This is a genomic window from Nocardia sp. NPDC050406, assembly GCF_044459025.1.
In the GTDB taxonomy this organism is placed as follows: Bacteria; Actinomycetota; Actinomycetes; order Mycobacteriales; family Mycobacteriaceae; genus Nocardia.
On sequence record NZ_JBITIM010000004.1, the window covers coordinates 414,318 to 437,692 of the forward strand.

Here is a 23,375-nt window from a genome sequence, read left to right on the forward strand (position 1 = left end):
CGCGAAGCGGTGCGTCCGACAGGGGCGCACCGTTGTCGTGTGGTCGAGAAGTGCCGCTACAGCGTCGCGGAGAGCAGCACCTGACCGGCCGCGTTGCGAACCTCGATGGCGCGCAACTGATCCGGCGGCACCGAGGTGGTGCCGTCCGGGGTGAATTCGTACCCCGGCTCCGCGGTCCAGTCCGCCAGCTTCGACTGGGTGCCGTCGGCGCGCACCACCCACAGCGACAGCTCCCAGGAGTAGACGTACTCGCTCGGCGGGTAGCTACACCACATATCCACCCGGGATTCACCATTCACCGCGAGCAGTTCGAAGGTCGCGACGATCGGGGTGGCGGTGCGCGGTTGCAGCGGTCCCTCGGCGACGACCTGCGTTACGGCCACCGGATCACGGTGTGCGACAGCGGCTGTCACGGGCACCGCGATCGCCACCGCCGCCGCGGCCGCCGCCACCGCCGCGGCGATCGCATAGCCTCGCGAGCGCCGTCGCTGCCGAACGGTGCGCTCCGCGACCCGCGACAGCAGCCGCTCGGGCGGCGGCGGCACCCCCTCCGACGACGCTTCCCGCGCGATCGATTCCGCGGTCTCGGCATCCACCAGGGCGAGCAGTCCGGGCAGCCCCGCCAGCTCCGTCACCGCCGCGCGGCAGCGCGCGCACTCGGCCAGATGCTCCTCGTACTCGCGGCGCTGTTCGCGGGTGAGTGCGCCGAGGACGTACGGGCCGTCCCAGGTGTCGTAGGCGGCGCAGTGTTCCCGCCCCGCCGTCGTCTCCGTCACTTGGTCACCCCCATCTCCTGTAGCGCCAGCCGTAGGGCCCGCATGCCGTAGTGCATACGGGATTTCACCGTGCCCTCCGGGATATCGAGCTCCGCGGCGATCTGATGGGTCGACAGCCCCCGGTAGTAGGCGCGCACGATGACAGCACGGTGGTCACCGCTCAGCCGCGCCAGGGCATCGGCCACCAGCCAGCCGTCCAGGGCGCGGTCGGTCTGATCGGCGACCGGTTGTTCGGGTGGGTGGTCGGTGCGGAATTCGCGGCGATTGCGGGCGCTGCGGTGATCGTCCACCGCGAGATGTCTGGCCACCGTGAACAGCCAGGCCCGTGCCGAATGGGCGGACTGGTCCAGCACCGCGGGTCGCTGCCAGGCGCGCAGCAGCGTCTCCTGCACGATGTCCTCGGCTCGGCCCGGATCACCGACCAGGCCGTAGGTGTAGCGCCACAGTGCCGTCGCGTGCTCGTCGACGAGAACCTTCAGCAGGTCGGCCTGGTCATCGGGCATCGGATTCACCTCCCGCACCCTCCACGACACAGGCCGTGCCGAGGTTCAGATCAGTTGCGCTCCACCTCGATGGGGTGGGTCGCCAGCAGTGACAGCGGCAGCGGCTGACGGCGCAGCACCTGCGCCCACAGGTCCCCGCGCCCCGCGATCGGGTCCGACGGCAATGCCGACAACACGATCCAGTCGCCGCGTTCCAATTCCCCCTCCAGCTGCCCGAAGGTCCAGCCCGCGTACCCCGCGAAGACGCGCAGACCCTCCACCAGCGGCGTGATCCGCTCGGCATCGGCATCCAGATCCACCAGCGCCACGCGCCCGTCCACGCGGCGCAGCCCCGCCACCTCGTCGAAGGAGACGCCGACCTTCACCAACGCCAGACACAGTGCGGCATCGCGTTTCACCGGGCCGCCGATGTAGAGCGCCTGGGGCGGCGCGGCCGCTTCGGCCCAATTCGGCAGCACATCCACCACGGCGGTATCGCTCGGGCGGTTCAACACCACGCCCAGACTGCCCGCGTCGTTGTGCTCGATGATGTACACGACGGTGCGCCGGAACGACGGTTCCACCAGGTCGGTCGCGGACACCAACAACGTGCCCGGCCGTACCACCTGTTCCTCGTGCCGGGATTCGCGTCGAGAACGGTCGCCGTGTTCATCTGCGCGTGCCACTGAGCCATCATCGCACCGGCGGGCCGGAATTGGCTCTGTTTGTTTGTGCCACAGGGGTTGCCGAGCGGTTGATGTTCACCGGTCGCGCCGGTATTGCGGGGGTGGATAGGGTGACTTCATGGAACGTCCCGAGGTGGTCCTCGAGAACAGCGACGCGGTGTACGACTTCTACCTCGAACATCAGCAGAATCGGTGGCAGGCCTGGGCGGCGTACGCACTGCTCGCGCGGCGCTACCAGGCGCGCGTCACATATGCGCCAGGGGCGCGGGAAAGCCTTCGGGAATTGATCTCCCGGCGGGTTCCGCTGCTCATCTCGATCAACCATCTCTCGCAATCGGATCCCTACACCGTGGCCTCGGCGGCCTGGAACAGCGCGCTGCGGCCGGTGATCGGGCGGACCCGGGTGTTGGCCAAGGATGAGCTGTTCGTCGAGCCCAAGCAGCGCCGCCGCATCGACATGATGGGCGGTATCCCGGTCTTCCGAGGCAAGGACCACGGTCTGCGCGCGGTGAACGCCGCCGGGCAGCGCATGATCGACATCTGCGCCGAGCGGCTGCGGCGCGGTGACGGCGTGGCGGTGTTCCCGGAGGGCACCTGCAACACGGTGGACCCGACCCAGGTGCAGTCGGTGGGCAGCGGCATCGGCCATATCGCCTTCCGCGCCATGAAATCGGGGGCGAAGCCCGCGCTGGTCTCGCTGGGCCTGAGCTACGGGCCGCGCCCGGATCCCACGGTGGAGCCCACCAAGGAAGAGGCCAAGGCGGCCAGTTTCTACTTCGGCGTCCCGATTCCGGAGCTTCCGGCTCGGCCCGCGGAGATCGCGCGCCTGGTCAAGGACGACCTGCAGCTCGCCTTGAACGGAGCGGTCGCCGCGTACTGAGGCGGTGCCCGGCAGGTCAGTTCTGCGGTAGGCCCAGTCTTTCCCGGGACCAGAGCGGAACCAGCGCCAGGTACGCCGGGCGGGATTCGACGAAGTGGCGGACCATCGGGCACAACGGCATGATGCCGTAGCCCTCGTCGCGGGTGGCGTCGAGCGCCGCCTGCACGAGTTTGCGGCCGTAGCCCTGCCCTTCGAATTGGGGATAGATCTCGGTGTGGACGAACGCGCGCTCGTTGGCGGTGTCCTGGTAGGCGGCGAGTCCGGCCACCTGTCCGTCGACCAGCAGTTCGAAGCGATCCAGCGCGGCGTTCTTGCGGACTTCGATCGGCTCATTCGACTCACTCGACATGCTGCGACGCTATCGGGTGCGGGGTGCTCGCTTTGCCCGGATCGCCCAGAGGGGTTCGTCGGGCGTGTCGCTGTTGTGTGGATTGTCCGCGTCGGCTCGGACCGCGAGCGCGCTCTCGGCCGCCGCTTGCAGCAGACTGGGGTGGTGACGCAGCAGGGTCCCCGCCGGGTGGTACTCGCCCCCGACAAGTTCAAGGGTTCGCTCACGGCCGCCGAAGTGGCGGCCGCGCTCGCCGAGGGCATCGCCCGCTCGGCGCCCCGGACGCAGGTGGTGCGGCTGCCGGTGGCCGACGGCGGTGACGGCACCGTCGACGCCTTCCTCGCCGCGGGCTGGGACCGCATCTCCCTCGAGGCTCCCGGCCCGACCGGCCGCGCCACCCCCACCGTCTACGCCCGTCGCGGCGATACCGCCGTCATCGAACTGGCCGCCGTGGTCGGGCTGTCGAAACTGCTGGGCGGGCAATGGGATCCGCTGCACGCCAGCACCTACGGCCTGGGCGTGGTCATCGCGCACGCCCTGGACCGAGGCGCCCGCGATATCGTGCTCGGCGTCGGGGGCAGTGCCTCCACCGACGGCGGCGCGGGCATGCTGCAAGCCCTCGGCCTGCGCATTCTCGACGACGCCGGGGTGGAATTGCCCAGCGGCGGAAGGGAATCCGAGGACCGTGCCGGACGGCGCGAGGTCGCGCATCGCGCGGGTGTGAGCCGGGGCCGGGCGCGGGGCGTACGCGGCGACGCGTCGCCGCGCGGTGGCGCGGCACTGCTGTACGCGGCCCAGGTCGACAGATCGGGTCTGCACCCGGCCTTGGAGCACGCGCGCATCACCCTCGCTTCCGATGTGACCAATCCACTGCTCGGGCCGAACGGCGCGGTGGCCGTCTATGCCCCGCAGAAGGGGGCGAGCGCGGACGATCAGGTGATTCTCGAAGCGGCACTGGAGAACTGGGCGCGCCTGATCGCGCCCGAACAGGCCGACAGACCCGGGGCCGGGGCCGCCGGGGGCACCGGTTTCGGTGCGATGGCCGTGCTCGGCGCGACCCCGCGTCCGGGCATCGAGGTGGTGCTCGAACTCATCGATTTCCCCGCCCATCTGGCGGCGGCCGATCTGGTGGTCACCGGCGAGGGTTCACTCGACACCCAGAGCCTGCACGGCAAGGCTCCCATGGGCGTCTGCGCCGCCGCCCGGGCGGCCGGTATTCCGGTCTTGGCCGTGGCGGGCCGCATCCAACTCTCCGCGGCGCAGGTGCGCGCCGCCGGTTTCGCCGCCGCACAAGCGCTTTCGGATCTGGAGCCCAATCCGGAGCGCTGTATCGCCAATGCCGCCGATCTGCTGCGCCGGGTCGGCGAACGCATCGGCGCGGACGGTCTTCGCCGTCCCTGAAGGGCGGGTCAGGACGCGGCGGTCAGCGTACGAGGATCGCAGAGCAGTTCGTTACGGTGGCGGTCGCCCCACTCCTCGAGCGGGCGCAGCGCCTCGTTGAGGGTCTGCCCGAGCGGCGTGAGCGAGTACTCCACGCGCGGCGGCACCTCCGGGAAGATCTCGCGGTGCACGATGCCGACGGCCTCCAGCTGCCGGAGGTTCTCGGCCAGCACCTTCTCGCTCACCCCGTCCAGCAGGCGGCGGATCTGGCCGAACCGCACGGGGCCCTCGCCGAGCACCCACATCAGATGCAGCTTCCATTTGCCGCCGACCACGTCGATGGCCACCGACATGCCGCAGATGTCGTGATCCGCGTCACCATTGGATCGCACCGCGTCCTCCTGACCAGATTTCGAACCTCGAGGTAAGCAACCCCACTCGAACGTGCGGTCTTCCCGAGCCTAGTCGGCGGGAGCACCATCGGTGACGAGACCGAAACGACAGCACGAATTCCGAAGGGGAAAACCATGTCTCAGCAGCAGCGTTCCGTATCCGTCATCGGCCTGGGCCCGATGGGTCAGTCCATGGTCCGCGCCTTCCTGAAGGCGGGTGTCGAGGTGACCGTGTGGAACCGCAGCCAGCCGAAGGTCGACGCCATGGTCGAGCTCGGGGCCAAGCGCGCGGCGACCGTCGCCGAGGCGCTCGCGGCCAACGAGGTCGTCGTGCTCAGCCTCACCCACTACGCGGCCATGTACGACGTGCTCGGCCAGGCCCTCGACCAGCTGCCCGGCAAGGTCATCGCCAACCTCTCCTCCGATTCCCCGGAGAAGGCCCGCGAGGGCGCGAAGTGGGTGCGATCGCATGGGGCGCAGTTCATTTCGGGCGGCGTCATGTCGGCGGGCGACAATATCGAGCACCCCGCTTCCTACATCTTCTACAGCGGCCCGCGCGAGGTCTTCGACGCGCACGCCGAACTGCTGCGGCCGTTGAGCCCGCAGGAGTACCTGGGCGAGGACGACGGCTTGGCGCAGGTGTTCTACCAGGCCCTGCTCACCATCTTCCACCCCTGGCTGCTGGCCTTCGACCAGGCCACGGCGATGATCGCGCGCTCGGGCAGCGATATCGCGCAGTTCGTTCCGTTCGCGGTGCGCTCGAGTGAGGCCTTCCCGTATTTCATGCAGGAGTTCTCGGTCGCCAACCAGGCGGGCGGCTGGGCCGACCTGGCCAGCTTGAAGATGATGGACGCCGGTGCGCAGCACATCATCGACGCCAGCGAAGAGGTGGGCGTGGACGCGTCGATCTCCCATCTCGCGCAGTCGTACTGGCGCAAGGCGATCGCCGCCAGCGAGCAGGCGGGCAAGCCGGTCTCGACCTTCGAGATCATCCGCAACGAGCAGCGCTGAAATACGAAGGAGCACAGTATGTCTCAGCGAGCGGTCACCGTGATCGGACTGGGTCCGATGGGCCAGGCCATGGTGCGGCGGTTTCTGGCCGCCGGTATCGAGGTGACGGTGTGGAACCGCACCCCCGAAAAGGCCGATGCCCTGGTCGAATTGGGCGCGAAGCGGGCCGCCACGGTCGCCGAGGCGCTCGCGGCCACCCCGGTGACCGTGCTCAGCCTGACCCACTACGCCGCCATGTACGACGTCTTGGGTCAGGCCGCGGGCCAACTGCCCGGCACGGTGATCGTGAACCTCTCCTCGGACTCACCGGAGAATGCCCGCAAGGGCGCGATCTGGGCGGAAGAGCATGGCGCGCAGTACCTCTCCGGCGGCGTGATCTCCGATGGCGACACCATCGACAACGCGGAGTCCTACATCTTCTACAGCGGTCCGCGTGAGGTCTTCGAGGCGCACGCCGAGCTGCTGCGGGAACTGTGCGCGCCCGAGTACCTGGGCGCGGACCCCGGCCTGTCCCAGCTGTACTACCAGGGCCTGCTCATCCTCATGCACCCGCTGATCCTCGCCTACGAGCAGGCCATGGCGACGATCGAACGCTCCGGTCAGGCCGTGGACGATTTCGTGCCGTACGCGGTGCGCTTCCTCGACAGCATGAAGACCTCGTTCACGGCCTTCGCCGAGCTCGCGAAATCCGGTGGCTGGGGCGATATCGCGACCATGCGCATGATGGACGCCAGCACCCAGCACGCCGTCGAGGCCAGTACGGATGTCGGCGTGGACGCCACGCTGGTCGCCGCCGCACAGGCGTTGTGGCGCAAGGCGCTCGCCGCCACCGAGCAGGCGGGAGCGCCGGTCTCGACCTACCGCCTCATTCGCGGTGCCGACTAGCCGCGCCGACCGGTTCCGCTATTCGGAGACCGCGCCGAGGCGGGGAAACGGGTCGGTGGAGAAGACGACCTCCACCGGCACCTCGAAATACCGCGAAATCCGCAGGGCCAGATGCAGACTCGGGCTGTACTCGCCGCGCTCCAGATAGCCGATCGTCTGGTAGTGCACGCCCAGCGCCTCGGCCAGCTGCCGACGGGAAATGCCACGCTCCGCGCGGAGCATGGCAATCCGGTTGTAGATGACCTCAGTAGGCACGCTGCATGGCCTTCTCGCGGCGCGCCGCCACACTGGAGCCCGATTCGCGACGGGCCATGCGGCGCAACACGATCGGAGCGAGCAGCAGGCCGACGACCGTCCACGCGCCGAGCACCAGGAAGGTCTCCAGGTGCCGCCACGACTGGCCGAGCTCCACCGCCACGGCGTCACCGGGCAGCAGGGCCGAGCGCATGCCCAGACCGATCCAATAGATCGGGAACACCTGGCCGACGGCCTGCAACCAGCCGGGCAGGCCGGTGATCGGGTAGAAGACTCCGGAGATCGCCACGAGACCCATGATGGGGAACGATATGAACCCGATACTGCGCGGGCTCTCGAACAGCGAGCCGATGATCGCGCCCAGCGGCAGCGTCGCGAGCAGGCCCAGCAGCAGTACCCAAGCCAGGGTCAGCCACGCGCCGACGGTGTCGAGGTGAACGCCGCCGATGAGGAGCATGCCGACGGCCAGCACGATGGCGGCCTGCGTGAGCGCCAGCCCGGAGACCGAGGTGATTTTCCCGATCAGGTAGCCCACCATGCCGTTGGGCGTCGCCTTGGCGCGCAACAGGGTGCCGTCCTCGCGGTCCAGCGCGAGGCCCTGGGCGACGCCGAACATGCCGGTGAACGCGACCAGCATGCCGAGCACACTGGGCAGCCCCAGCGCTCCCAGACTCACCCCGCTGCCCTGGAAGGTGTTGTCGCGCATGAAGAACAGCGCGACCAGGGTGGCGATCGGCCAGAAGAACTGGGAGAACAGATCCATGCCGTTGGTGAAGGCCTGCCGCAGTTCGATCAAGCCGCGGAGCAGTCCGGCGCGCACCGCCATGGTCATCGGGTTCATCGGTTGACCTCCTCCAGGCTGAACACATCGGCTTCGCCCCGACCGGATTCGAAGCGCCGCACCAGGGTCATATAGGTGTCCTCCAGCGAGGCCCGGCGCACCTCGAGCTCCTCGATGGCCTCGCCGTACTGCTGGAACAGCTCGTGGACGAATTTGGTCGACTCGGTGGTGGTGTGCACGAACCGCTGATCCTCGCGCGTCCATTTGACCTCGGCCTCACCGGCGATGCGCCGGGAGAGCTGATCGGCCGAGCCGTCTGCGATGATGCGCCCACCGGCCAGAATCAGAATCCGGTCGGCTAGTTTCTCCGCCTCGTCGAGATCGTGGGTGGTGAGCATGATGGTGGTCTGCTCGTCGTCGGCGAGCCGGTGCACGAGATCGTGGAATTCGCGGCGGGCCTGCGGGTCGAATCCCGCGGTCGGCTCGTCCAGGAACAGCAGTTCGGGGCGGCCGACAATGCCGATGGCGACATCGAGGCGCCGCCGCTGGCCGCCCGAGAGCGTCATCACCTTGGCGTCGGCGCGTTCGGCGAGGCCGACCGCCGCGAGGAGTTCGTCGGTGTCCCAGGGTCGTCGCAACGTGTCGGTCGAGTACGGCGCGTAGAACATGCCCAGATACTCGAGCAGTTCCCGCACCCGCCACTTGCCGTGGTCGCGCCAGGACTGCAACACCACGCCGACCCGGGCCCGCCAGGCCTCGTCACCGTGCGCCGGATCCACCCAGAGCACGTCGACGCGTCCGGCCGACCGCATGCGAAACCCTTCCAGGATCTCGATGGTGGTGGTCTTGCCTGCCCCGTTCGGGCCGAGCAGCACCAGGACCTCGCCCTGATGGGCCTGGAACGTGACGTCGCGCAGCACATCCCGGTCGCCGTAGCGCATACGTAAATTCTCGACATCGAGTACGACGCCGTCGCCGACAGTCATGTCGCCCCTCCGTAGTCCCTCTTCGATGGTATGTAGCATATCTACTACATACCGAGGCATGGAAGGTATTTAATTTGCCCGCTGTCGGAGGGATTCGGGGTCAGCGCGCGCAGAGGAATTCGATCGCGGCGGCGTAGCCCCGCACGCCCATGCCCGCGATGACGGCGGTGGCGATGGGCGAGATGAAGGAGTGGTGCCGGAACTCCTCGCGGGCGTGCACATTGCTGATGTGCACCTCGACGATCGGTACCTCCGGAATGACCAGGGCGTCGCGCAGCGCCACCGAGGTGTGGGTGAGCCCGCCGGGATTGATCACGATGCCCGATTCCACCCCGCGCGCCGCGTGCACCCGGTCGATGAGCGCGCCTTCGTGATTGGACTGGAAGGCGACGACCTCGCGATCGAAGCGCGCCGCGGTCTCGCGGCACAGCTCCACCACATCGTCGAGGGTGGCCGCGCCGTACACCTCGGGCTGGCGGGTGCCGAGCATATTGAGGTTCGGGCCGTTGAGTACCAGGATCGGGCCGCCGGATTCAGCCATGCTCGACACTGTATCGGCCGGGGCCGCCCGTATCGGTCGCGGCTCGACGCAGGAGGTCGGCGAGTTCGACGGCGCGCTCACGGAATTCGGCGGGCTCCTCGATGGTGAAGTCCACGCCGAGCAGGCCGACCCGCAGGACGAGCCAGTCGAACGAGTCGACCAGGGTGGTGACGCGGCTGCGCCGCGCGTCCACCGGCGCGATATCGCAGTCCAGGGATTTCAGGGCATCGCCGAGGACCGCGGCGGGTGCGGCCACCGTGAGGACGGCTCGGTAGCGAGGCGTGCGCATACCTTCGCGCACGAAGTCCGCGGCCGAGCGGGCGGGTAGGGCGCGCGGCTCGAAATATGTTGCTGTAGTCGCGATCTCGGTCATTCTGTCGAGGCGGAACACGCGCCAGTCGGTCCGCTCCACATCCCAGGCGAGCAGATACCAGCGCTGCCGCAGATGCACTTCGCGATACGGCTCGACGCGGCGACGGGAGTCGGTGCCGTCGCGGCTGGTGTAGGTGAAGACGAGGTGTTCGTGTCGCGCCGCGGCCGCGCCCAGGGTGGCGAGGGCCTCGGCATTGATGGGCGGTGCCGTCTGCGGCGCGGTCTCCACGGTCTCACGCAGCGCGGAAACCCTGGGGCGCAAGCGTTTCGGCAGAAACTGGTCGATCTTGCCGAAGGCGCGGTCGGCGGCGGAGCCGATGCCGTCGCCGCGCTCGGCACGGCCGCTCATGCTCTCGTCCGCCGGATCGGTGTCGAAGCCGTTGTCGCGCACGGTATCTCGAGCCTCGGTCGCGCCGAGCAGCGCGAGACCCACCAGGGTCGCCACCGCTTCGTCGTCGTCGAGCACCAAGGGCGGCAGCGTGCGCCCGGCCGCCAGCTGATAGAACCCGCTCGGCCCCGGCTGGGTCGAGACCGGGTAGCCGTACTCGCGCAGCCGCTCCACATCGCGGCGCAGGGTGCGCGGGCTCACGCCGAGCCGCGTGGCGAGCTCCTGCCCGCTGAAGCGCCGCCCGGTCTGCAGCTGCGCCAGCAGCTCCAGCATGCGGTACGTGACATCGGCCATGACTCCATCATCATGGCAAATGCGGTCAGAATCCGACCGCATCTGCTCGTACGGTCGGGTTATGACCACATTCGAGCAGCACCGAGTCATTCGAATCCGGGGTGCGCGCACCAACAACCTGCGCCGCCTCGACCTCGATGTCCCGCGCAACAGCCTGGTCGTGTTCGCCGGGGTCTCGGGCTCGGGGAAGTCGTCGCTGGTCTTCGACACCATTGCCGCCGAGGCCGGGTACGAGGTGAACGAGACCTACCCGCCGTTCGTGCGCAATCGGCTGCCGCGCTGGCGCCGACCCGAGGTGGATCTCATCGAGGGCCTGTCGCCGGTGGTGGTCATCGACCAGCGGCGGCTGGGCGGCAATGCCCGCTCCACGGTGGGCACCATCACCGACGCCTACAGCTATCTGCGGCTGTTGTTCTCCCGGGTGAGCGAGCCGTTCGTGGGCGAATCGAATCACTTCTCGTTCAACGACCCGGCCGGAATGTGCCCCACCTGCTCCGGGTTGGGCGAGACCCTCGCGACGGCCGTCGACCGAATACTGGACCTGGACAAATCGCTGGAGCAGGGCGCGGTTCTGCTCCCCGGCTTCGGTAGCGGGCAGTACTGGTATCGGCAGTACGCCGATATCGGGTCCTTCGACGCCACGACGCCGTTGCGGGAGTGGACCGAGGTCGAGCGCGAGGCGCTGCTGTTCGGCGGCGAGGCCGCGGCGCGGCTGGGCACCCGGCCACCACAGGACTACGAGGGCGTGGTCGAGCGGTTCGAACGCATCTACCTGCACACCTCCGATGACATGTCGGAGCGCAAACAGTCTGTGCTGCAACGCTTCACCCATACACAGCCCTGCCCCGACTGCCAGGGCGAACGGTTGAACAAGGCGGCGCGCTCGGCGCGCGTGCTCGACCGCACCATCGTGGAGATGAGCCGCATGGAGATCGCCGAACTGGCCGAACTCGTCGGGGAGGTGCGGGAGCCGAGTGTCGCGCCGCTGGTGGCGGCCCTGCGCGAGCGGCTCATCGCGCTCGACACCATCGGGCTGGGCTATCTGTCCCTGGCGCGACCGACCACCACGCTCTCCGGCGGCGAATCCCAGCGCATCAAGGCCGTGCGCCATCTCGGCAGCAGCCTCACCGAAATGCTCTACGTCTTCGACGAACCCACCGTCGGCCTGCACCCCTACGATGTGACGGCCCTGACCGGGCTGTTGAAACAATTGCGGGACAAGGGAAATACGGTGCTGGTGGTGGAGCACGATCCGGATGTCATGCGCCTGGCCGACCGGATCATCGAAATCGGCCCGGGCGCGGGCACCGCGGGCGGCACCGTGGTGTTCGACGGCCCGTTCGAGCGGCTGCTCACCGCGGACACCCCGACCGGCCACGGGCTACGGGAACGCCGCGCGCCGCGACGGCATCGCGCACCCACCGGCAAGCTGCGCATCGAGAACGCGACCCGCAACAATCTGCGCGAGGTGAGCGTGGATATCCCGACCGGCGTGCTGACCGTGCTCACCGGCGTGGCCGGATCCGGAAAGTCCAGTCTGGTAGGCGAATTGGTGGACCGCCATCCCGCCACCGTGGTCGATCAACGCGCCGTCACCACCAATCGCCGGTCCACGCCCATCACCTACACGGGCATCGCGCCCGCCATCCGTCGACTCTTCGCCAAGCGAAACGGCGTGAGCGCCAAGCTCTTCAGCGCCAATTCCGAGGGGGCCTGCCCGACCTGCAAGGGCCTCGGCGTCATCTACACCGACCTGGCCTTCATGGACGGTCACGAAACGGTCTGCGAGACCTGCGGCGGTCGCCGGTTCACCCCCGAGGTCCTCGCCTATACCGTCGACGGGCTCACCATCGCCGATATCGACGACCTCACCATCGACGACGCGGCCGCTCGCCTGCGCGAACCGGGCATCGTGCGGCCGCTGCGCCATATCTCCGAGGTCGGCCTCGGCTATCTGCGGCTGGGGCAATCGCTGACCACGCTCTCCGGCGGCGAGTGCCAGCGCTTGAAGATCGCCAAGGAGCTCGCCAACCGCTCCGACCACACGTTGTACGTACTCGACGAGCCGACCACCGGACTGCACCTCTCCGATATCGACACCCTCCTCGGCGTGCTCGGCACCTTGGTCGACAAGGGCAACACCATGGTCGTCATCGAGCACAACCTGGATGTCGTTCGCCAGGCCGACTGGGTCATCGACCTGGGCCCCGGCCCGGGCCGCCACGGTGGTCGGATCGTGTACGAGGGCACGCCCGAGGATCTGGCCGAGCACCCCGAGTCGAAAACCGGAGCGGCACTGCGTCAGTTCTGAGCGGTCAGTGCTGAGCGGTCAGTTCTGAGCGCGGTCCGCGCGCCGGTGGTGTCGCCCCGGGGTGCGAGCGGAATCCCTCACAGGTCGCGCGGGCCCTCCGCGCGCAGCTCGTCGACCTTGCGCATGGCGTCGCGCAGTTCCTCGAGCCAGGACTCGGCGTGCTGGCCAGCGAGTTTCACCGTCCAGGCCAACGCGTCGGAGCGGGAGCGGGCGACACCCGCGTCGACGAGGGTGTCGAGAACCTTGCGTTCGGGCTGGCGCAGCCGCGTCATCACCGGAACCGCCAGGTGAGTGAACATGATTCGTTCACCATTGACCGTCACGCCCCAGGCCACGCTGCGGCCGTAGCGGTGTTGGGCCTCGGCCGCGATCTGCATGCGGGCGGGGCGGGTGGATTCCCGGAAGCGGGCGATGCGGCCTTCGCGGGTGGCCTGGGGGACCTCGGCGGGGTCGGCGTCATCGCCCGCCTCGGCGGCGGGACGCTCGGCTTCGGTTGACGGGAGGGGGAGTTCACCGAGCACGACAATTTCGTCGCGATCGATCTCGAGGGTTGCCGGACCCTCGAACCAGTCGGATGGCAATCGCCCGGCAAACCAGTCGGCGGCGTCCGCGGGGTCGGGGAGATCGGCCTGCTGCCACCCTCCGGGTCGTCCGAATCCGCGGCCGCGGTGTCCGTATTTCATGACCGTCACACTCTCTTGCTGCATGGAGTTGTAATGCTGATTACAACGTTACAACTGTTTCGCGCGCCTGGATTCCGCTCTCGGAGAACGTGATAGAACTGGGGCGAAGGGTTGGTGATCTTCCTCGGCGGGTACCCCGGGTGAGTAATCCGATCGGCCGGACGCATGGGCTCGAGGCCGGAAGTCGTTGACGGACCGGCGATCCGGTAATCGTTACCGAATGACCGTTTCCGGCACTATGGTGGTGGTGCTCGGCGTGGCACGCCAGGTGTGAAGGTGGCACCGCGGGCAACCGCTTCGCGGTACCGTGGTCTTGTTGCTGAAGTGGCAAGAGTGAAGAGTGGGCGATATGGATGTGTGGGGATCCCGCCGCTTCCGGGTACGGGCCGCGATCGCTCTCGCGGGGGTCGCCGCCCTCGCGATTGGGATGGGGTCGTGCGCGGTGCGCGAGCGGGCCAACGGCCCCGAGGCCGTGGTCGAGAAGTTCACCGGACTTCTCGATGACAAGGACTACGACGCCGCGGCGCGGCTGACGTCCTACCCGAGCGGAGCTTCGGCAACCCTGAAGCAAGTCTTCAGCGGACTCGAACCGGGCACACCCGACTACGAATTGACCCAGTTCGTCAATCTCGACGGCGACACCGGCCTGTTCAGCCTCACCGCCACCTGGAACTTCGGCGACAACAAGACCTGGAAGTACGACCTCGAGGGCACCATTCGCAAGCTCAGTCTGGGCTGGCGCATTTCCTGGGAGCCCACCATCGTCATGCCGCAGCTCGACAGCAAGCGCTCGGTGAAACTCGTGCGCACCTACGCCACGCCCGCGCCCAAGGTCAACGACATCGTCGGCGCTCCGCTCATGACCGAGCAGACCATCAATGTGATCAAACTCGATCCGACCAAGACCGGTGATCCGGTCGGATCGTCCAACGCCCTCGCCGACGCGATCGAACCGGTCGCCCCGCTCATTACCGGACCGGCACTGCTGCAACAGCTCTCGGCCTCGCAGGGCAAACCCATCGTCGCCGTCAACCTGCGCGATCCCGACTTCGAGATCCTCGAACCGCGCATGGCCGCGATTCCGGGCGTGGTGATGGAGAAGCAGCAGCGGCTGATCTCCGCCGACCGGCGAGTGTGGTCGCCGATGCTGGACGCGCTGCGCAAGGTGTGGGACACCAACCGGGAGAACCACTCCGGCTGGGGCGTGCAGCTGTTCGAACCGGACGGCAAGTTCGTGACGCAGCTGGCTGGGGAACAGGGTCCGCCGGGACCGGATATCGCGGCCACCATGGATCAGCGGTTGCAGCGTGCCGCCGAGGACGCGGTGGTGAGCTATGGGACGCCCGCCTCCATCGTCGCCATCCAGCCCTCCACCGGCGCGCTGGTCGCGGTCGCGCAGAACAGTCAGGCCAGTGCCCAGGGCGCGGTGGCCTTCACCGGGCTGTACCCGGTGGGCGGGGTGTCCGAGGTGTTCAAGCAGGCCGCCGCGATCGCGAAAGGCAAATCACCGCAGGATGTTTCGGTCGGCGAGGTCTCCGAGGCGGCGGCCATGCTGGGCGTCGGCATCGATTTCACCGTGCCCGGACTCGACGAGGTGAGCGGTCGGCTACCCAATGCCGCCCGCGGCGAACAGGTCAAACAGGGTGGGGCCGGTGACCAGATTCTGGCCAGCCCCTGGGGACTGGCGATCGCCGCCGCCGCCATCGCGCGCGGTCAGACGCCCAAGCCCATGATCGAGGTCGGCAATCCGGCCACCGTCGAGGCCGAACTCGCACCCCTGCCCGGCGAGGTCACCGACAGGCTGCGCACCCTGCTGCGCGACTCCTCCGGCGCGCCGGAACTCGCGAGTCTGCACCGCTACCAGGATGTCAACGCCTTCGGCGCCACCGCCGGATCCAGCGGCTGGCTCATCGCCACCATGCGCGATCTGGCCTTCGCCGTGCATATCGACGATGTGGACAGCGCCGACGCCACCGCCCGCATGGCGGCGCGCATGCTGCAGTCGCTGGCCAGCCCGGACAGCGCCTAGCGGCTCGAATTCAGCTCCCGCTCAAGGCTTTCCGCGCCGCGCGGGGGCCGAGCAGGAACAGCGCCAGAGCCGTCGCCGCCACCAGCACGAAGCTGAAGGCGGTGCCCTGGCCGCTGATCACGCGCAACAGCATGCCGAAGATCAGCGTGCTCAGCCAGATGATCACGCCGGTGGGCCACAGCAGCCAGCCGTCGAAACGCCGTACCGCCGAATCGACATCGCGCTCGGCCTGCCAGGCGGTGACGGCGAAGGCGATCACCCAGCCCAGCAGCAGACCGACCTCGAAGGGCCAGGCGGTGCGCGCCAATCCGCTCAGAATCGACTCGTCGTGACTGCTCCGCCCGATCGCACAGAACACGACCACCAGCACGGCATCGACGACGAACGGCAGCAGTTTCTTCACGGGCCACAGGGTAATGGGCCAGCTCCCGAGGCCCCCGCGCGACACCCGCCCGTCAGGCCGGGCCGGGCTCGGGGTCGGGCTTGGGGCGTTCGTCGAGCAGCCCCTCGTCGAGCAGTCGAGCGCGGCGCTGCTGTTCGAACTCCTTCTCGTACTCCGCGTCGTCGGCCTGCGGCTTGCGGAACAGGAAGGCGAAGACGATCCAGCCGACAATGGCCACCAGAATGAAGCTGACCAGGCGGTAGACGAAGGCGGCGGCGACGGCCTGGGCGGCGGGCAGCCCGGCGAAGGCGGTCAGGCCGTAGATGAGGGTGGCGTCCACGTAGACGATGCCGCCCGGCGCGAAGGGGATGGTGCCCACGGCCTTTCCGGCGGCGAAGGCGAGTAGCAGGCCCGCGATCCTGGGGTCCGCGCCGACCGCGTAACAGGCCGCGCCGAGACAGGCGACATCGGCGACGCGGTGCACCACCGCCCAGGCGGCCACCCACGCGCCGTCGCGGCGGCCCAGATCGACCAACTCCAGCTGGCCCACGATCTCGGCCAGCTTGTCCTCGCCCCGGTCACCGGCGCGATGGCGAATGCGGTTGACCAGGTGCAGGATTCGGCGCACCACCGCCTCGATGGTGCCGGGATGCTTGGCGACGTAATTGCCCGCCCACACCAGCAGCACCACCGCGCCCAGCGACACGATCAGCTTCACCGGGCCGACCCGGGAACCGACCAGCAGCGCGCCGAGCACACCCAGCAGTGTCAGGCCCGCGGTCGCCACCACGCCGGACATGACCAGCTGCCAGGAGGCCACGATCGGACTCGCGCCCCAGCGCCGCGTCTGCCGGTAGGTGAAGGCCGTCGAGAACACCTGTCCGGCGGGCAGCGTCAACGCCATTCCGGTGGAGCCGTAGACGACCGATACCGATTTGCGCTGACTCACCCGGACGCCACCGGCATTCAACAGCTGTTTCTGGATTCGTCCGTACCCGCTCATGGAAATCGCCTGCATCCAGATGCAGGCGACGACCCATCCCCAATGAATTTCGGTGAGGTTCTTCCACGATTCGTGCAGACGCGGCCATAGGTAATAGCCCTCGGATATCAGCAATGCGCACAGCGCGACGCCCAGCACCCATTTCACCCACCAGAATCGGCGGCGCGTTTCACCCTGGGCCGTCACGGGGTCAGCCTAACGAACTGATGGCAGCCGCGTCTGCGTCGGTCTGGGCGGCACTGGCCTTCGGCCAGGCCAAGCGGGTTTTCCGGCGACGGCCACGCAGCTGCACCTCCTCCCCGGTCTCCCAATGGCGCTGTTCGGGTTCATCGGCGAAATACAGGGCGCTCGACGAGGTGAGCACGCGTTCGGAGCGATCCTTCGCCAATTCGGTCAAACGCGCCGCCTCGTTCACCGGATCGCCGATCACCGTGTACTCGAAGCGATTCGCCGCGCCGATATTCCCGGCGACCGCGAGCCCGGCGGAAACGCCGATGCCGATATCCAATCCGGGCACCTCGCGCAGGGCTTCGCGCAGCTCACGGGCGGCGGCCAGGGCGGCGGTGGGTGCGTCCGGACGATCCAGCGGCGCACCGAAAATCGCCAATGCGGCATCGCCGACGAATTTGTTGATCAAGCCGTGGTGGCGGTCGATCACATCCACCACGATGCGGAAGAACTCGTTGAGCAGACTGACGACCTCGGTCGGCGGGCGTTCCGCGGCGGTCGCGGTGGAACCGACCATATCCACGAACAGCACCGCCACGAATCGCGTTTCACCACCGAGTTCGGTGCCGTACTCCAGAGCCCGGCGGGCCACGTCCTCACCGACGTGCTGACCGAACAATTCCTGGAGTTCGCGGCGTTTGGCGGCCTCGTCCATCATGCGGTTGAAACCGACCTGGAGCAGACCGATCTCCGAACCGTCGAAAACCTCCACCTGTACATCGCGCGCACCCTCCTGGACACGGTTGATGGCCTGGCTGAGTTGGCGAATCGGATCGGAAATACTAGAGGCGGTCAACATGGACAAGGCCAGCGCCTGCATGATGACCACACCGCACAGCAACAGGATCGACACCGCCAGCGACTGCGCGGAGAACTGCACGCGCGAGGAGATCTGCGTGACGCACAGCAGCACAATGGCGATCACGGGGGCGAAGGTGCCCATTCCCCAGGTCATGGCCATGCGGGTGCCGACACCCGGGGTCAGCGTGTGGTCGAACGCGCCGACCGACAGCGCCTCCGCGGCGACGGGCCGCAGAATGCGTTCGCCCAGCATGTAGGTGAAGCCGAAAACAATGGTGGCGGCCATACATTCGGTGACGATCACCGCGGCCGCCAGCTCGGGTGCGCGCACGATGATCAGCGAGGCCAGTACGCCGCCGCAGAGCAGCCACAGCGCCAGGTGCACGATGGCCTGGCGCAGCGGCGCGTGCAGCGCGGCCATCTGTTCCTGTCGGCTCGGCGGCCCGCCGCGCACCTGCCAGCGCATGACCGGGCGCAGCATGAGGGCCGAGGCGATCAGGCTCAGAATGCCGCCGACGACGAGCACCGTCGCCGGAATCAACAGACCGGTCTGCCGGGTCGCCGCCGTGGACCCCTCCGGCACCGGCAGCCCGTACTGAATGAAAGCCCACACCAACACAGCGCCGAACCCATTGGCCGCCAGCATGGATGCGAGGTACAGCGGCCAGCGGGTTCGCATGGTCTGTTTGACCGCTTCCAGAGGCGCTGACACGCCCACCAATCTAGCGTTTCGATCATCCGTGCCCTACCTGCGGCAGGTCGGGCCGTTAGGGTGGCAACGTGAGCGAGGGGCAGTCAAGGGCGGCACTATCCGGAACTCGGAAACGGGGGCGGCGGCGCGATGCCGAGGCGGTGCACCCGGTGGTGCGCGAGGCCGCGGAGTGGTCGTGGCGGCTGTTGCTCATCTTCGCGGCGGTGCTCTCGGTGGCGTGGCTCGCGCATCGGCTCTCGACCGTCACGATCCCGCTGGCCATCGCGCTGTTGGGGGCGGCGCTGCTGGCGCCGCTGGTGGATGTGATGCAGCGGTTCGGGGTGCCGCGCTCGCTCGGGGTGTTCGTGGCGCTGGCCGGATCGCTCGGGCTGATGGCCGGGGTCATGACTTTCGTCGTGGAACAGTTCGTCATCGGTGTGCCACAGCTGTCGGACCAATTCAAGAACAGCGTCACCGAGATTCAGGACTGGCTCATCAACGGGCCGCTGCATCTGAGCAACGAGCAGATCCGCAATGCGGGCGACACCATCGTCAAGACCATCGAGGCGAATCAGGACACGCTCACCAGCGGCGCGCTCACCACGGCCACGGTGATCGGGGAATTCGTCACCGGCACCTTCCTCACCCTGTTCATCCTCATCTTCTTCCTCTACGGCGGAGACCAGATCTGGGAGTTCATCACCCGGATCATTCCGACCGTGCAGCGCGAACGGGTGCGCAATGCCGGGCGACTCGGCTTCGGCACCCTCACCGGCTTCGTGCGCGCGACCGTGCTGGTGGCGGCGGTGGATGCCATCGGCATCGGCGCGGGGCTCGCGATTCTCAGTGTGCCGCTGGCGCTTCCGCTCGCGTCGTTGGTGTTCATCGGCGCGTTCATCCCGATCATCGGATCGTTCATCGCCGGATCGGTGGCGGTGTTCATCGCGCTCATGACCAAGGGGCTGGTGACGGCCCTCATCGTGCTGGGCATCACCGTGGCGATCATGCAGTTGGAAGGCCATGTGCTGCAACCACTGCTGCTCGGACGGGCGGTGCGGATCCACCCGCTGGCCGTGGTGCTGGCGATCACCGCGGGTGTGGTGTTGGCCGGAATCGCGGGCGGCCTGCTCGCGGTTCCCTTCGTGGCGGTGCTGAATACGGCCATTCGGTCGCTGCTGGCCGATACGCCGGAGGAGATCTACCAGGAACTGCACACCGGCGATCCGCACAAACCCATGTTCAGCGCGGAGCCCGACGAGCCCGAAGAACCCGGCCGTGACCCCGTCGTCGCGGACTGAGCTCGACCCCGACTTCGCCGCCGCCGCGCCGCTGTGGCGGGCGGCGCAGGTATTTCGGCTGATCACCCTGCTCTACGCCATCGGCCAGCAGGTCGCCTCGGTGCAGTACTACACCCGCGAGGGCCTGAGCTGGGCGCTCATCGGGGTCATGGTGCTGTGGTCGATCGTGTCGTCGACGCTGTTGTCGCAGTGGCTGATTCGGAACACGCCGCGAATCCGGACGGCGGTGGTGATCGGCGATCAGGTGGTCGTCATCGCGCTCATGTGCGCCACCCGGCTGGTCGCCGACTTCGACTGGTACCACGGGCATCAGACGCTGCCGACCACGCTGTGGGCGAGCAATGCGGTCATGTCGGCGGCGATTCTGTGGGGTCCGCTCGGCGGTATCGGGTCGGGGCTGCTCATCTCCGTGGTGGCGACAACCGTTCGCGCCCAATGGGATGTGGAGGTGTGGAAGGACGCCACCACGCCCGTCCTCATCTCCGTGGGATTGGCGATCGGCCTGGCCGCCAACACCGCGCGGCGCGCGCAGCAGCAATTGCAGGAGGCGGTGCGGTTGAACGCCGCCATGCAGGAGCGCGAGCGGCTGTCGCGGGAAGTGCACGACGGGGTGTTGCAGGTGCTCAGCTACATCAAGCGGCGCGGCAGCGAGATCGGCGGGGCCACAGCGGAATTGGCGCAGCGGGCGGGGGAGCAGGAGGTGGCGCTGCGGGTGCTCATCTCCGAGCAGGTGGTGCGGCCCGACACCGGGGGAGCGGAGGAGGATCTGCGACCGCTGCTCACCGCGCAGGCGACGCCCTCGGTCTTCGTGTCGACGCCCGGCGATCCGGTCATGCTGGGGCGGTGGACGGCGCGTGAGATCGCGGCCGCCGTGGGCGCGGCGCTGTCGAATGTCGTCCAGCACGCCGGATCCGGCGCGAAAGCCTATGTGCTGGTGGAGGATACCGGCGACGCCGTGATCGTGAGCGTGCGCGACGACGGGCCGGGGATTCCGGTCGGGCGACTGGCCGCCGCCGAAGCCGAAGGGCGCATGGGGGTTTCCCGCTCGATCATCGGCCGGATCGCCGCGCTCGGCGGGCGGGCCGAGCTGCTCACCGACGACGAGACCGGAACGGAATGGGAATTCCGGGTGCCGCGCCACAATAGGAAGTGAGGGGAGCAGCCATGCCGGAAACCACCGCGCAGCAGTCGATCACGGTGATGGTGGTCGACGATCACCCGATGTGGCGCGACGGGGTCGCCCGCGATCTCGCCGAAGCCGGATTCGAGGTGGTCGCCACCGCCGACGGCGTCGGGACCGCCACCCGGCGGGCCGCCGCCGTGCAGCCGAGTGTCGTGCTCATGGATATGAATCTGCCCGACGGCAACGGGGCCACCGCCACCGCCGAGATTCTCGGCGTCTCGCCCCGGACCCGGGTGCTCGTCCTGTCCGCCTCCGCCGAACGCGACGATGTGCTCGAGGCCATCAAGGCCGGGGCCACCGGCTATCTGGTCAAGAGCGCCTCGGCCGCCGAACTCATCGACGCCGTGCGGGCGACCGCCTCCGGCCAGGCCGTGTTCACCCCCGGCCTGGCGGGATTGGTGCTCGGCGAATACCGCCGGATCGCCAGTACCCCGCCGGACAGTGACGCGCCGCATCGGCCCGCACTCACCGAACGCGAGACCGAGGTGTTGCGGATGGTGGCGAAGGGACTGTCCGCCAAACAGATTGCCACCCGGCTCGGCCTCAGCCACCGCACCGTGGAGAACCACGTGCAGTCCACGCTGCGCAAACTGCAACTCGGCAATCGGGTGGAGCTGACCCGCTATGCCATCGAGCAGGGGCTGGAGTAGGGAATTCACCCGGTGATTCAGGGATTGCCCTGATGCGCCGATGCCCGATTCGTCGCTAGCCTCGATGTCATGGGTGGTCCTGAAACGGTTTCCAGGCTGGGTACCGAACATGTGGTGGGCGACCGGGACCTGCGGGTGTCCGACTCCGAACGGGAACATGTCGGTCGGCTGCTGCAGCGGGCGGTCGGGCTCGGCATGCTCTCGCTGGGTGAGTTCACCGAACGCATGGATACGGCGCTGGCCGCCAAGACGCGCGGTGAGCTCAATGCCGTGCTCATCGACCTGCCCGGCATTCGGCTGGTCGGGCAGCCCGCACCGGCGCAGCGGTTCCTGAAACCGCAGGCCGCGCCGACCTTCGCCGGGCCGCCGGTGCCCTCCGGGCACAGCAATGTCATTCGCACCCGCATCTCCGGAATGACCCGCAAGGGGCGCTGGCACGTGCCGCCGACGCTGCTGCTGGACAATCTGTTCTCCGGGGTGACGCTGGACTTCACCCAGGCGATCATGTCCACCCAGGTGGTGGAGATTCGCATGCAGGACAAGTTCAGCTCGCTCACCCTGATCGTGCCACCCGAGGCGACCGTCGACATGAACGGTCTCGACCTGGTCGGCTCCAGCATCAACAACAAGGTTCGTACCGGACCGCCCATCGGCCCGCTGCACCTGGTGGTGCACGGGCGCATTCGCTTCGGCTCGATCACCGCCAAGCACCCGTTCGCGGCGCATTGGAAGAAGATGATGTCCGGGATGTGATTCGCGCGACGAATCTCGACCCGGTGCCGGTCTCTACCGGCCGGTATCGTCACGCTCATGGTGGAACACGGCTCGGTCGAAGCGATTCCGGCACCCGCGTCGAGCCTGCGCACCGGGCGCGGTGAGCCCGTGGTGCTGCTGCACGGCTTCGTGCTGACCTGGCAGTCCTGGGAACCGGTCATCGAGGGCTTGGCCCGCGACCACGAGGTGCTCGCCCTCACCCTGCCCGGCCACTTCGGCGGACCACCCGCCGACCACCCGGCCACCATTCCCGCCCTGGCCGACTACGTCGAGGCGCGCATGGACGAAGCCGGTTGGCCCACAGCGCATCTGGTCGGCAATTCACTCGGCGGCTGGCTGGCCTTCGAACTCGCCGCCCGCGGCCGCGCCAGGACGGTCACCGGCATCGCGCCCGCCGGTTTCTGGCCCGACGCCCGCGCGGCCGCCGCCCTGGTCCGCAAGTTCCGCGCCTTCGGCCCCCTGGTCGGCCTCGGCACCCCCGACAATCGCCCCGTCATCCCCTCCATGCTCCGCAGCCTCCTGCTCCCCCTCCTGGTGCACAACCCCGCCGCCGTCCCCAACCGCCTCGCCACCGCCATGGCCGCCGCCCCCGCCCACTGCACCATCATCCGAGATCTCGCCGAAGACCCTGCCATCCCAACAGGTTTCGCCCACCTCCCCACCCTGGACATCCCCATCACGGTCCTGCTCCCCGAACACGACCGCATAATCCCACCCCACCTCTATTCCCCCACCGCCTTCACCAACCACCCCACCCTCGAAGTCCGCCCCCTCCCCGCCGTAGGCCACACCCCCATGCTCGAGGCCCCCACCCTCCTCACAACCGAAATCCGCACCGCCACCACCCGGACCCACACCCGGGCCTGAACCCGCCCGACACTCCATCCGTCGGGCGGTCACCGAGG

The 23,375-nt window shown here is 68.3% G+C and carries 25 protein-coding genes; 11 read left to right on the forward strand and 14 right to left on the reverse strand.

All coding sequences use genetic code 11. The features are described from left to right. Window positions 1-56: 56 nt before the first annotated feature. The 3 genes from ACIBH2_RS30635 to ACIBH2_RS30645 are packed head-to-tail and all read right to left on the reverse strand — an operon-like array spanning window position 57 to window position 1,944. Window positions 57-776, reverse strand: coding sequence for an anti-sigma factor family protein (locus ACIBH2_RS30635; protein WP_397123789.1), 720 nt, complete (start codon window positions 774-776; stop codon window positions 57-59). Next, the gene (locus ACIBH2_RS30640; protein ID WP_397123791.1) at window positions 773-1,279 is read right to left on the reverse strand and encodes a sigma-70 family RNA polymerase sigma factor; all 507 of its coding nucleotides are present in this window, start codon (window positions 1,277-1,279) and stop codon (window positions 773-775) included. Before ACIBH2_RS30640 ends, ACIBH2_RS30635 begins: the two co-directional genes overlap by 4 nt. A gap of 50 nt (window positions 1,280-1,329) precedes the next feature. After that, window positions 1,330-1,944: a YqgE/AlgH family protein gene (locus ACIBH2_RS30645; protein WP_397123793.1), complete on the reverse strand. Its 615-nt coding sequence runs from the start codon at window positions 1,942-1,944 to the stop codon at window positions 1,330-1,332. Between the two features lie 118 nt (window positions 1,945-2,062). On the opposite strand from ACIBH2_RS30645, the gene ACIBH2_RS30650 reads away from it, so the two are divergent. Continuing rightward, window positions 2,063-2,824, forward strand: a complete 762-nt coding sequence (locus ACIBH2_RS30650; protein WP_397123795.1) for a lysophospholipid acyltransferase family protein — start codon at window positions 2,063-2,065, stop codon at window positions 2,822-2,824. A 16-nt stretch (window positions 2,825-2,840) separates the two neighbouring features. Here ACIBH2_RS30650 and ACIBH2_RS30655 read toward each other — a convergent pair whose 3' ends face one another. Then, window positions 2,841-3,173 (reverse strand): GNAT family N-acetyltransferase, encoded by a 333-nt coding sequence (locus tag ACIBH2_RS30655; RefSeq protein WP_397123797.1) that lies wholly within the window; start codon window positions 3,171-3,173, stop codon window positions 2,841-2,843. Window positions 3,174-3,317: 144 nt separating this feature from the next. Here ACIBH2_RS30655 and ACIBH2_RS30660 point away from each other — a divergent pair, with 144 nt between their 5' ends. Further along, on the forward strand, window positions 3,318-4,553 hold the full coding sequence (locus ACIBH2_RS30660) for a glycerate kinase (protein WP_397123798.1): 1,236 nt from the start codon (window positions 3,318-3,320) through the stop codon (window positions 4,551-4,553). Window positions 4,554-4,561: 8 nt separating this feature from the next. Here ACIBH2_RS30660 and ACIBH2_RS30665 read toward each other — a convergent pair whose 3' ends face one another. Next, the gene (locus tag ACIBH2_RS30665; protein WP_397124289.1) at window positions 4,562-4,885 is read right to left on the reverse strand and encodes a winged helix-turn-helix transcriptional regulator; all 324 of its coding nucleotides are present in this window, start codon (window positions 4,883-4,885) and stop codon (window positions 4,562-4,564) included. 174 nt (window positions 4,886-5,059) lie between these two features. Here ACIBH2_RS30665 and ACIBH2_RS30670 point away from each other — a divergent pair, with 174 nt between their 5' ends. Together ACIBH2_RS30670 and ACIBH2_RS30675 are read left to right on the forward strand one after the other, a co-directional pair. After that, on the forward strand, window positions 5,060-5,935 hold the full coding sequence (locus ACIBH2_RS30670; protein WP_397123800.1) for an NAD(P)-dependent oxidoreductase: 876 nt from the start codon (window positions 5,060-5,062) through the stop codon (window positions 5,933-5,935). 18 nt (window positions 5,936-5,953) lie between these two features. Continuing rightward, a complete protein-coding gene (locus ACIBH2_RS30675; protein WP_397123802.1) occupies window positions 5,954-6,820 on the forward strand; it encodes an NAD(P)-dependent oxidoreductase in 867 nt (288 codons plus the stop codon). 18 nt (window positions 6,821-6,838) lie between these two features. Here ACIBH2_RS30675 and ACIBH2_RS30680 read toward each other — a convergent pair whose 3' ends face one another. The 5 genes from ACIBH2_RS30680 to ACIBH2_RS30700 form a co-directional block, all read right to left on the reverse strand. Then, complete coding sequence (locus ACIBH2_RS30680) at window positions 6,839-7,075, reverse strand: helix-turn-helix transcriptional regulator (protein ID WP_397123804.1); 237 nt, start codon at window positions 7,073-7,075, stop codon at window positions 6,839-6,841. Continuing rightward, on the reverse strand, window positions 7,065-7,916 hold the full coding sequence (locus tag ACIBH2_RS30685; RefSeq protein WP_397123806.1) for an ABC transporter permease: 852 nt from the start codon (window positions 7,914-7,916) through the stop codon (window positions 7,065-7,067). The genes ACIBH2_RS30680 and ACIBH2_RS30685 overlap by 11 nt, the downstream gene beginning before the upstream one ends. Beyond that, complete coding sequence (locus ACIBH2_RS30690; RefSeq protein ID WP_397123808.1) at window positions 7,913-8,842, reverse strand: ABC transporter ATP-binding protein; 930 nt, start codon at window positions 8,840-8,842, stop codon at window positions 7,913-7,915. The genes ACIBH2_RS30685 and ACIBH2_RS30690 overlap by 4 nt, the downstream gene beginning before the upstream one ends. Before the next feature lie 100 nt (window positions 8,843-8,942). Then, entirely contained in the window at window positions 8,943-9,383 is a 441-nt protein-coding gene (aroQ, locus tag ACIBH2_RS30695) for a type II 3-dehydroquinate dehydratase (protein ID WP_397123810.1), read from the reverse strand. Beyond that, on the reverse strand, window positions 9,376-10,437 hold the full coding sequence (locus ACIBH2_RS30700) for a helix-turn-helix transcriptional regulator (RefSeq protein WP_397123812.1): 1,062 nt from the start codon (window positions 10,435-10,437) through the stop codon (window positions 9,376-9,378). The genes aroQ and ACIBH2_RS30700 overlap by 8 nt, the downstream gene beginning before the upstream one ends. 61 nt (window positions 10,438-10,498) lie before the next feature. Here ACIBH2_RS30700 and ACIBH2_RS30705 point away from each other — a divergent pair, with 61 nt between their 5' ends. Then, complete coding sequence (locus ACIBH2_RS30705; RefSeq protein WP_397123814.1) at window positions 10,499-12,748, forward strand: ATP-binding cassette domain-containing protein; 2,250 nt, start codon at window positions 10,499-10,501, stop codon at window positions 12,746-12,748. 77 nt (window positions 12,749-12,825) lie between these two features. Here the strand turns inward: ACIBH2_RS30705 and ACIBH2_RS30710 are convergent, their stop codons facing one another. Then, entirely contained in the window at window positions 12,826-13,431 is a 606-nt protein-coding gene (locus tag ACIBH2_RS30710) for a hypothetical protein (protein ID WP_397124291.1), read from the reverse strand. Between the two features lie 349 nt (window positions 13,432-13,780). Between ACIBH2_RS30710 and ACIBH2_RS30715 the strand changes: the two genes are divergently transcribed. Next, entirely contained in the window at window positions 13,781-15,460 is a 1,680-nt protein-coding gene (locus ACIBH2_RS30715) for an NTF2-like N-terminal transpeptidase domain-containing protein (protein WP_397123816.1), read from the forward strand. A gap of 10 nt (window positions 15,461-15,470) precedes the next feature. On the opposite strand, the gene ACIBH2_RS30720 is transcribed toward ACIBH2_RS30715, so the two are convergent. Genes ACIBH2_RS30720 through ACIBH2_RS30730 form a run of 3 tightly spaced genes read right to left on the reverse strand, consistent with a single transcriptional unit; the run spans window position 15,471 to window position 18,553 of the window. Next, window positions 15,471-15,863, reverse strand: a complete 393-nt coding sequence (locus tag ACIBH2_RS30720) for a DUF3054 domain-containing protein (protein ID WP_397123818.1) — start codon at window positions 15,861-15,863, stop codon at window positions 15,471-15,473. Between the two features lie 52 nt (window positions 15,864-15,915). Then, the gene (locus tag ACIBH2_RS30725; protein WP_397123820.1) at window positions 15,916-17,031 is read right to left on the reverse strand and encodes a YbhN family protein; all 1,116 of its coding nucleotides are present in this window, start codon (window positions 17,029-17,031) and stop codon (window positions 15,916-15,918) included. A 4-nt stretch (window positions 17,032-17,035) separates the two neighbouring features. After that, window positions 17,036-18,553 carry an adenylate/guanylate cyclase domain-containing protein gene (locus tag ACIBH2_RS30730; RefSeq protein ID WP_397124293.1) on the reverse strand — a complete coding sequence of 506 codons (1,518 nt, stop codon included), beginning with the start codon at window positions 18,551-18,553 and terminating at the stop codon, window positions 17,036-17,038. Window positions 18,554-18,654: 101 nt separating this feature from the next. Between ACIBH2_RS30730 and ACIBH2_RS30735 the strand changes: the two genes are divergently transcribed. From ACIBH2_RS30735 to ACIBH2_RS30755, 5 genes are all read left to right on the forward strand, one after another. Next, window positions 18,655-19,863: an AI-2E family transporter gene (locus tag ACIBH2_RS30735; protein WP_397123822.1), complete on the forward strand. Its 1,209-nt coding sequence runs from the start codon at window positions 18,655-18,657 to the stop codon at window positions 19,861-19,863. Continuing rightward, on the forward strand, window positions 19,841-21,016 hold the full coding sequence (gene macS, locus ACIBH2_RS30740; RefSeq protein ID WP_397123824.1) for a MacS family sensor histidine kinase: 1,176 nt from the start codon (window positions 19,841-19,843) through the stop codon (window positions 21,014-21,016). Before ACIBH2_RS30735 ends, macS begins: the two co-directional genes overlap by 23 nt. An 11-nt stretch (window positions 21,017-21,027) precedes the next feature. After that, a complete protein-coding gene (locus ACIBH2_RS30745) occupies window positions 21,028-21,696 on the forward strand; it encodes a response regulator (RefSeq protein ID WP_397123826.1) in 669 nt (222 codons plus the stop codon). A 114-nt stretch (window positions 21,697-21,810) separates the two neighbouring features. Further along, a complete protein-coding gene (locus tag ACIBH2_RS30750; protein WP_397124295.1) occupies window positions 21,811-22,449 on the forward strand; it encodes a DUF1707 domain-containing protein in 639 nt (212 codons plus the stop codon). A 57-nt stretch (window positions 22,450-22,506) separates the two neighbouring features. Further along, window positions 22,507-23,337 carry an alpha/beta fold hydrolase gene (locus ACIBH2_RS30755; protein WP_397123828.1) on the forward strand — a complete coding sequence of 277 codons (831 nt, stop codon included), beginning with the start codon at window positions 22,507-22,509 and terminating at the stop codon, window positions 23,335-23,337. Window positions 23,338-23,375 lie beyond the last annotated feature (38 nt).

Coding starts and splice junctions, on each gene's coding strand:
- ACIBH2_RS30640 (WP_397123791.1), bottom strand. CDS start 1,279: ATGCCCGATGACCAGGCCGACCTGCTGAAGGTTCTCGTCGACGAGCAC.
- ACIBH2_RS30650 (WP_397123795.1), top strand. CDS start 2,063: ATGGAACGTCCCGAGGTGGTCCTCGAGAACAGCGACGCGGTGTACGAC.
- ACIBH2_RS30655 (WP_397123797.1), bottom strand. CDS start 3,173: ATGTCGAGTGAGTCGAATGAGCCGATCGAAGTCCGCAAGAACGCCGCG.
- ACIBH2_RS30665 (WP_397124289.1), bottom strand. CDS start 4,885: ATGTCGGTGGCCATCGACGTGGTCGGCGGCAAATGGAAGCTGCATCTG.
- ACIBH2_RS30670 (WP_397123800.1), top strand. CDS start 5,060: ATGTCTCAGCAGCAGCGTTCCGTATCCGTCATCGGCCTGGGCCCGATG.
- ACIBH2_RS30675 (WP_397123802.1), top strand. CDS start 5,954: ATGTCTCAGCGAGCGGTCACCGTGATCGGACTGGGTCCGATGGGCCAG.
- ACIBH2_RS30685 (WP_397123806.1), bottom strand. CDS start 7,916: ATGAACCCGATGACCATGGCGGTGCGCGCCGGACTGCTCCGCGGCTTG.
- ACIBH2_RS30690 (WP_397123808.1), bottom strand. CDS start 8,842: ATGACTGTCGGCGACGGCGTCGTACTCGATGTCGAGAATTTACGTATG.
- aroQ (WP_397123810.1), bottom strand. CDS start 9,383: ATGGCTGAATCCGGCGGCCCGATCCTGGTACTCAACGGCCCGAACCTC.
- ACIBH2_RS30700 (WP_397123812.1), bottom strand. CDS start 10,437: ATGGCCGATGTCACGTACCGCATGCTGGAGCTGCTGGCGCAGCTGCAG.
- ACIBH2_RS30705 (WP_397123814.1), top strand. CDS start 10,499: ATGACCACATTCGAGCAGCACCGAGTCATTCGAATCCGGGGTGCGCGC.
- ACIBH2_RS30710 (WP_397124291.1), bottom strand. CDS start 13,431: ATGAAATACGGACACCGCGGCCGCGGATTCGGACGACCCGGAGGGTGG.
- ACIBH2_RS30715 (WP_397123816.1), top strand. CDS start 13,781: ATGGATGTGTGGGGATCCCGCCGCTTCCGGGTACGGGCCGCGATCGCT.
- ACIBH2_RS30730 (WP_397124293.1), bottom strand. CDS start 18,553: ATGCGAACCCGCTGGCCGCTGTACCTCGCATCCATGCTGGCGGCCAAT.
- ACIBH2_RS30745 (WP_397123826.1), top strand. CDS start 21,028: ATGCCGGAAACCACCGCGCAGCAGTCGATCACGGTGATGGTGGTCGAC.
- ACIBH2_RS30755 (WP_397123828.1), top strand. CDS start 22,507: ATGGTGGAACACGGCTCGGTCGAAGCGATTCCGGCACCCGCGTCGAGC.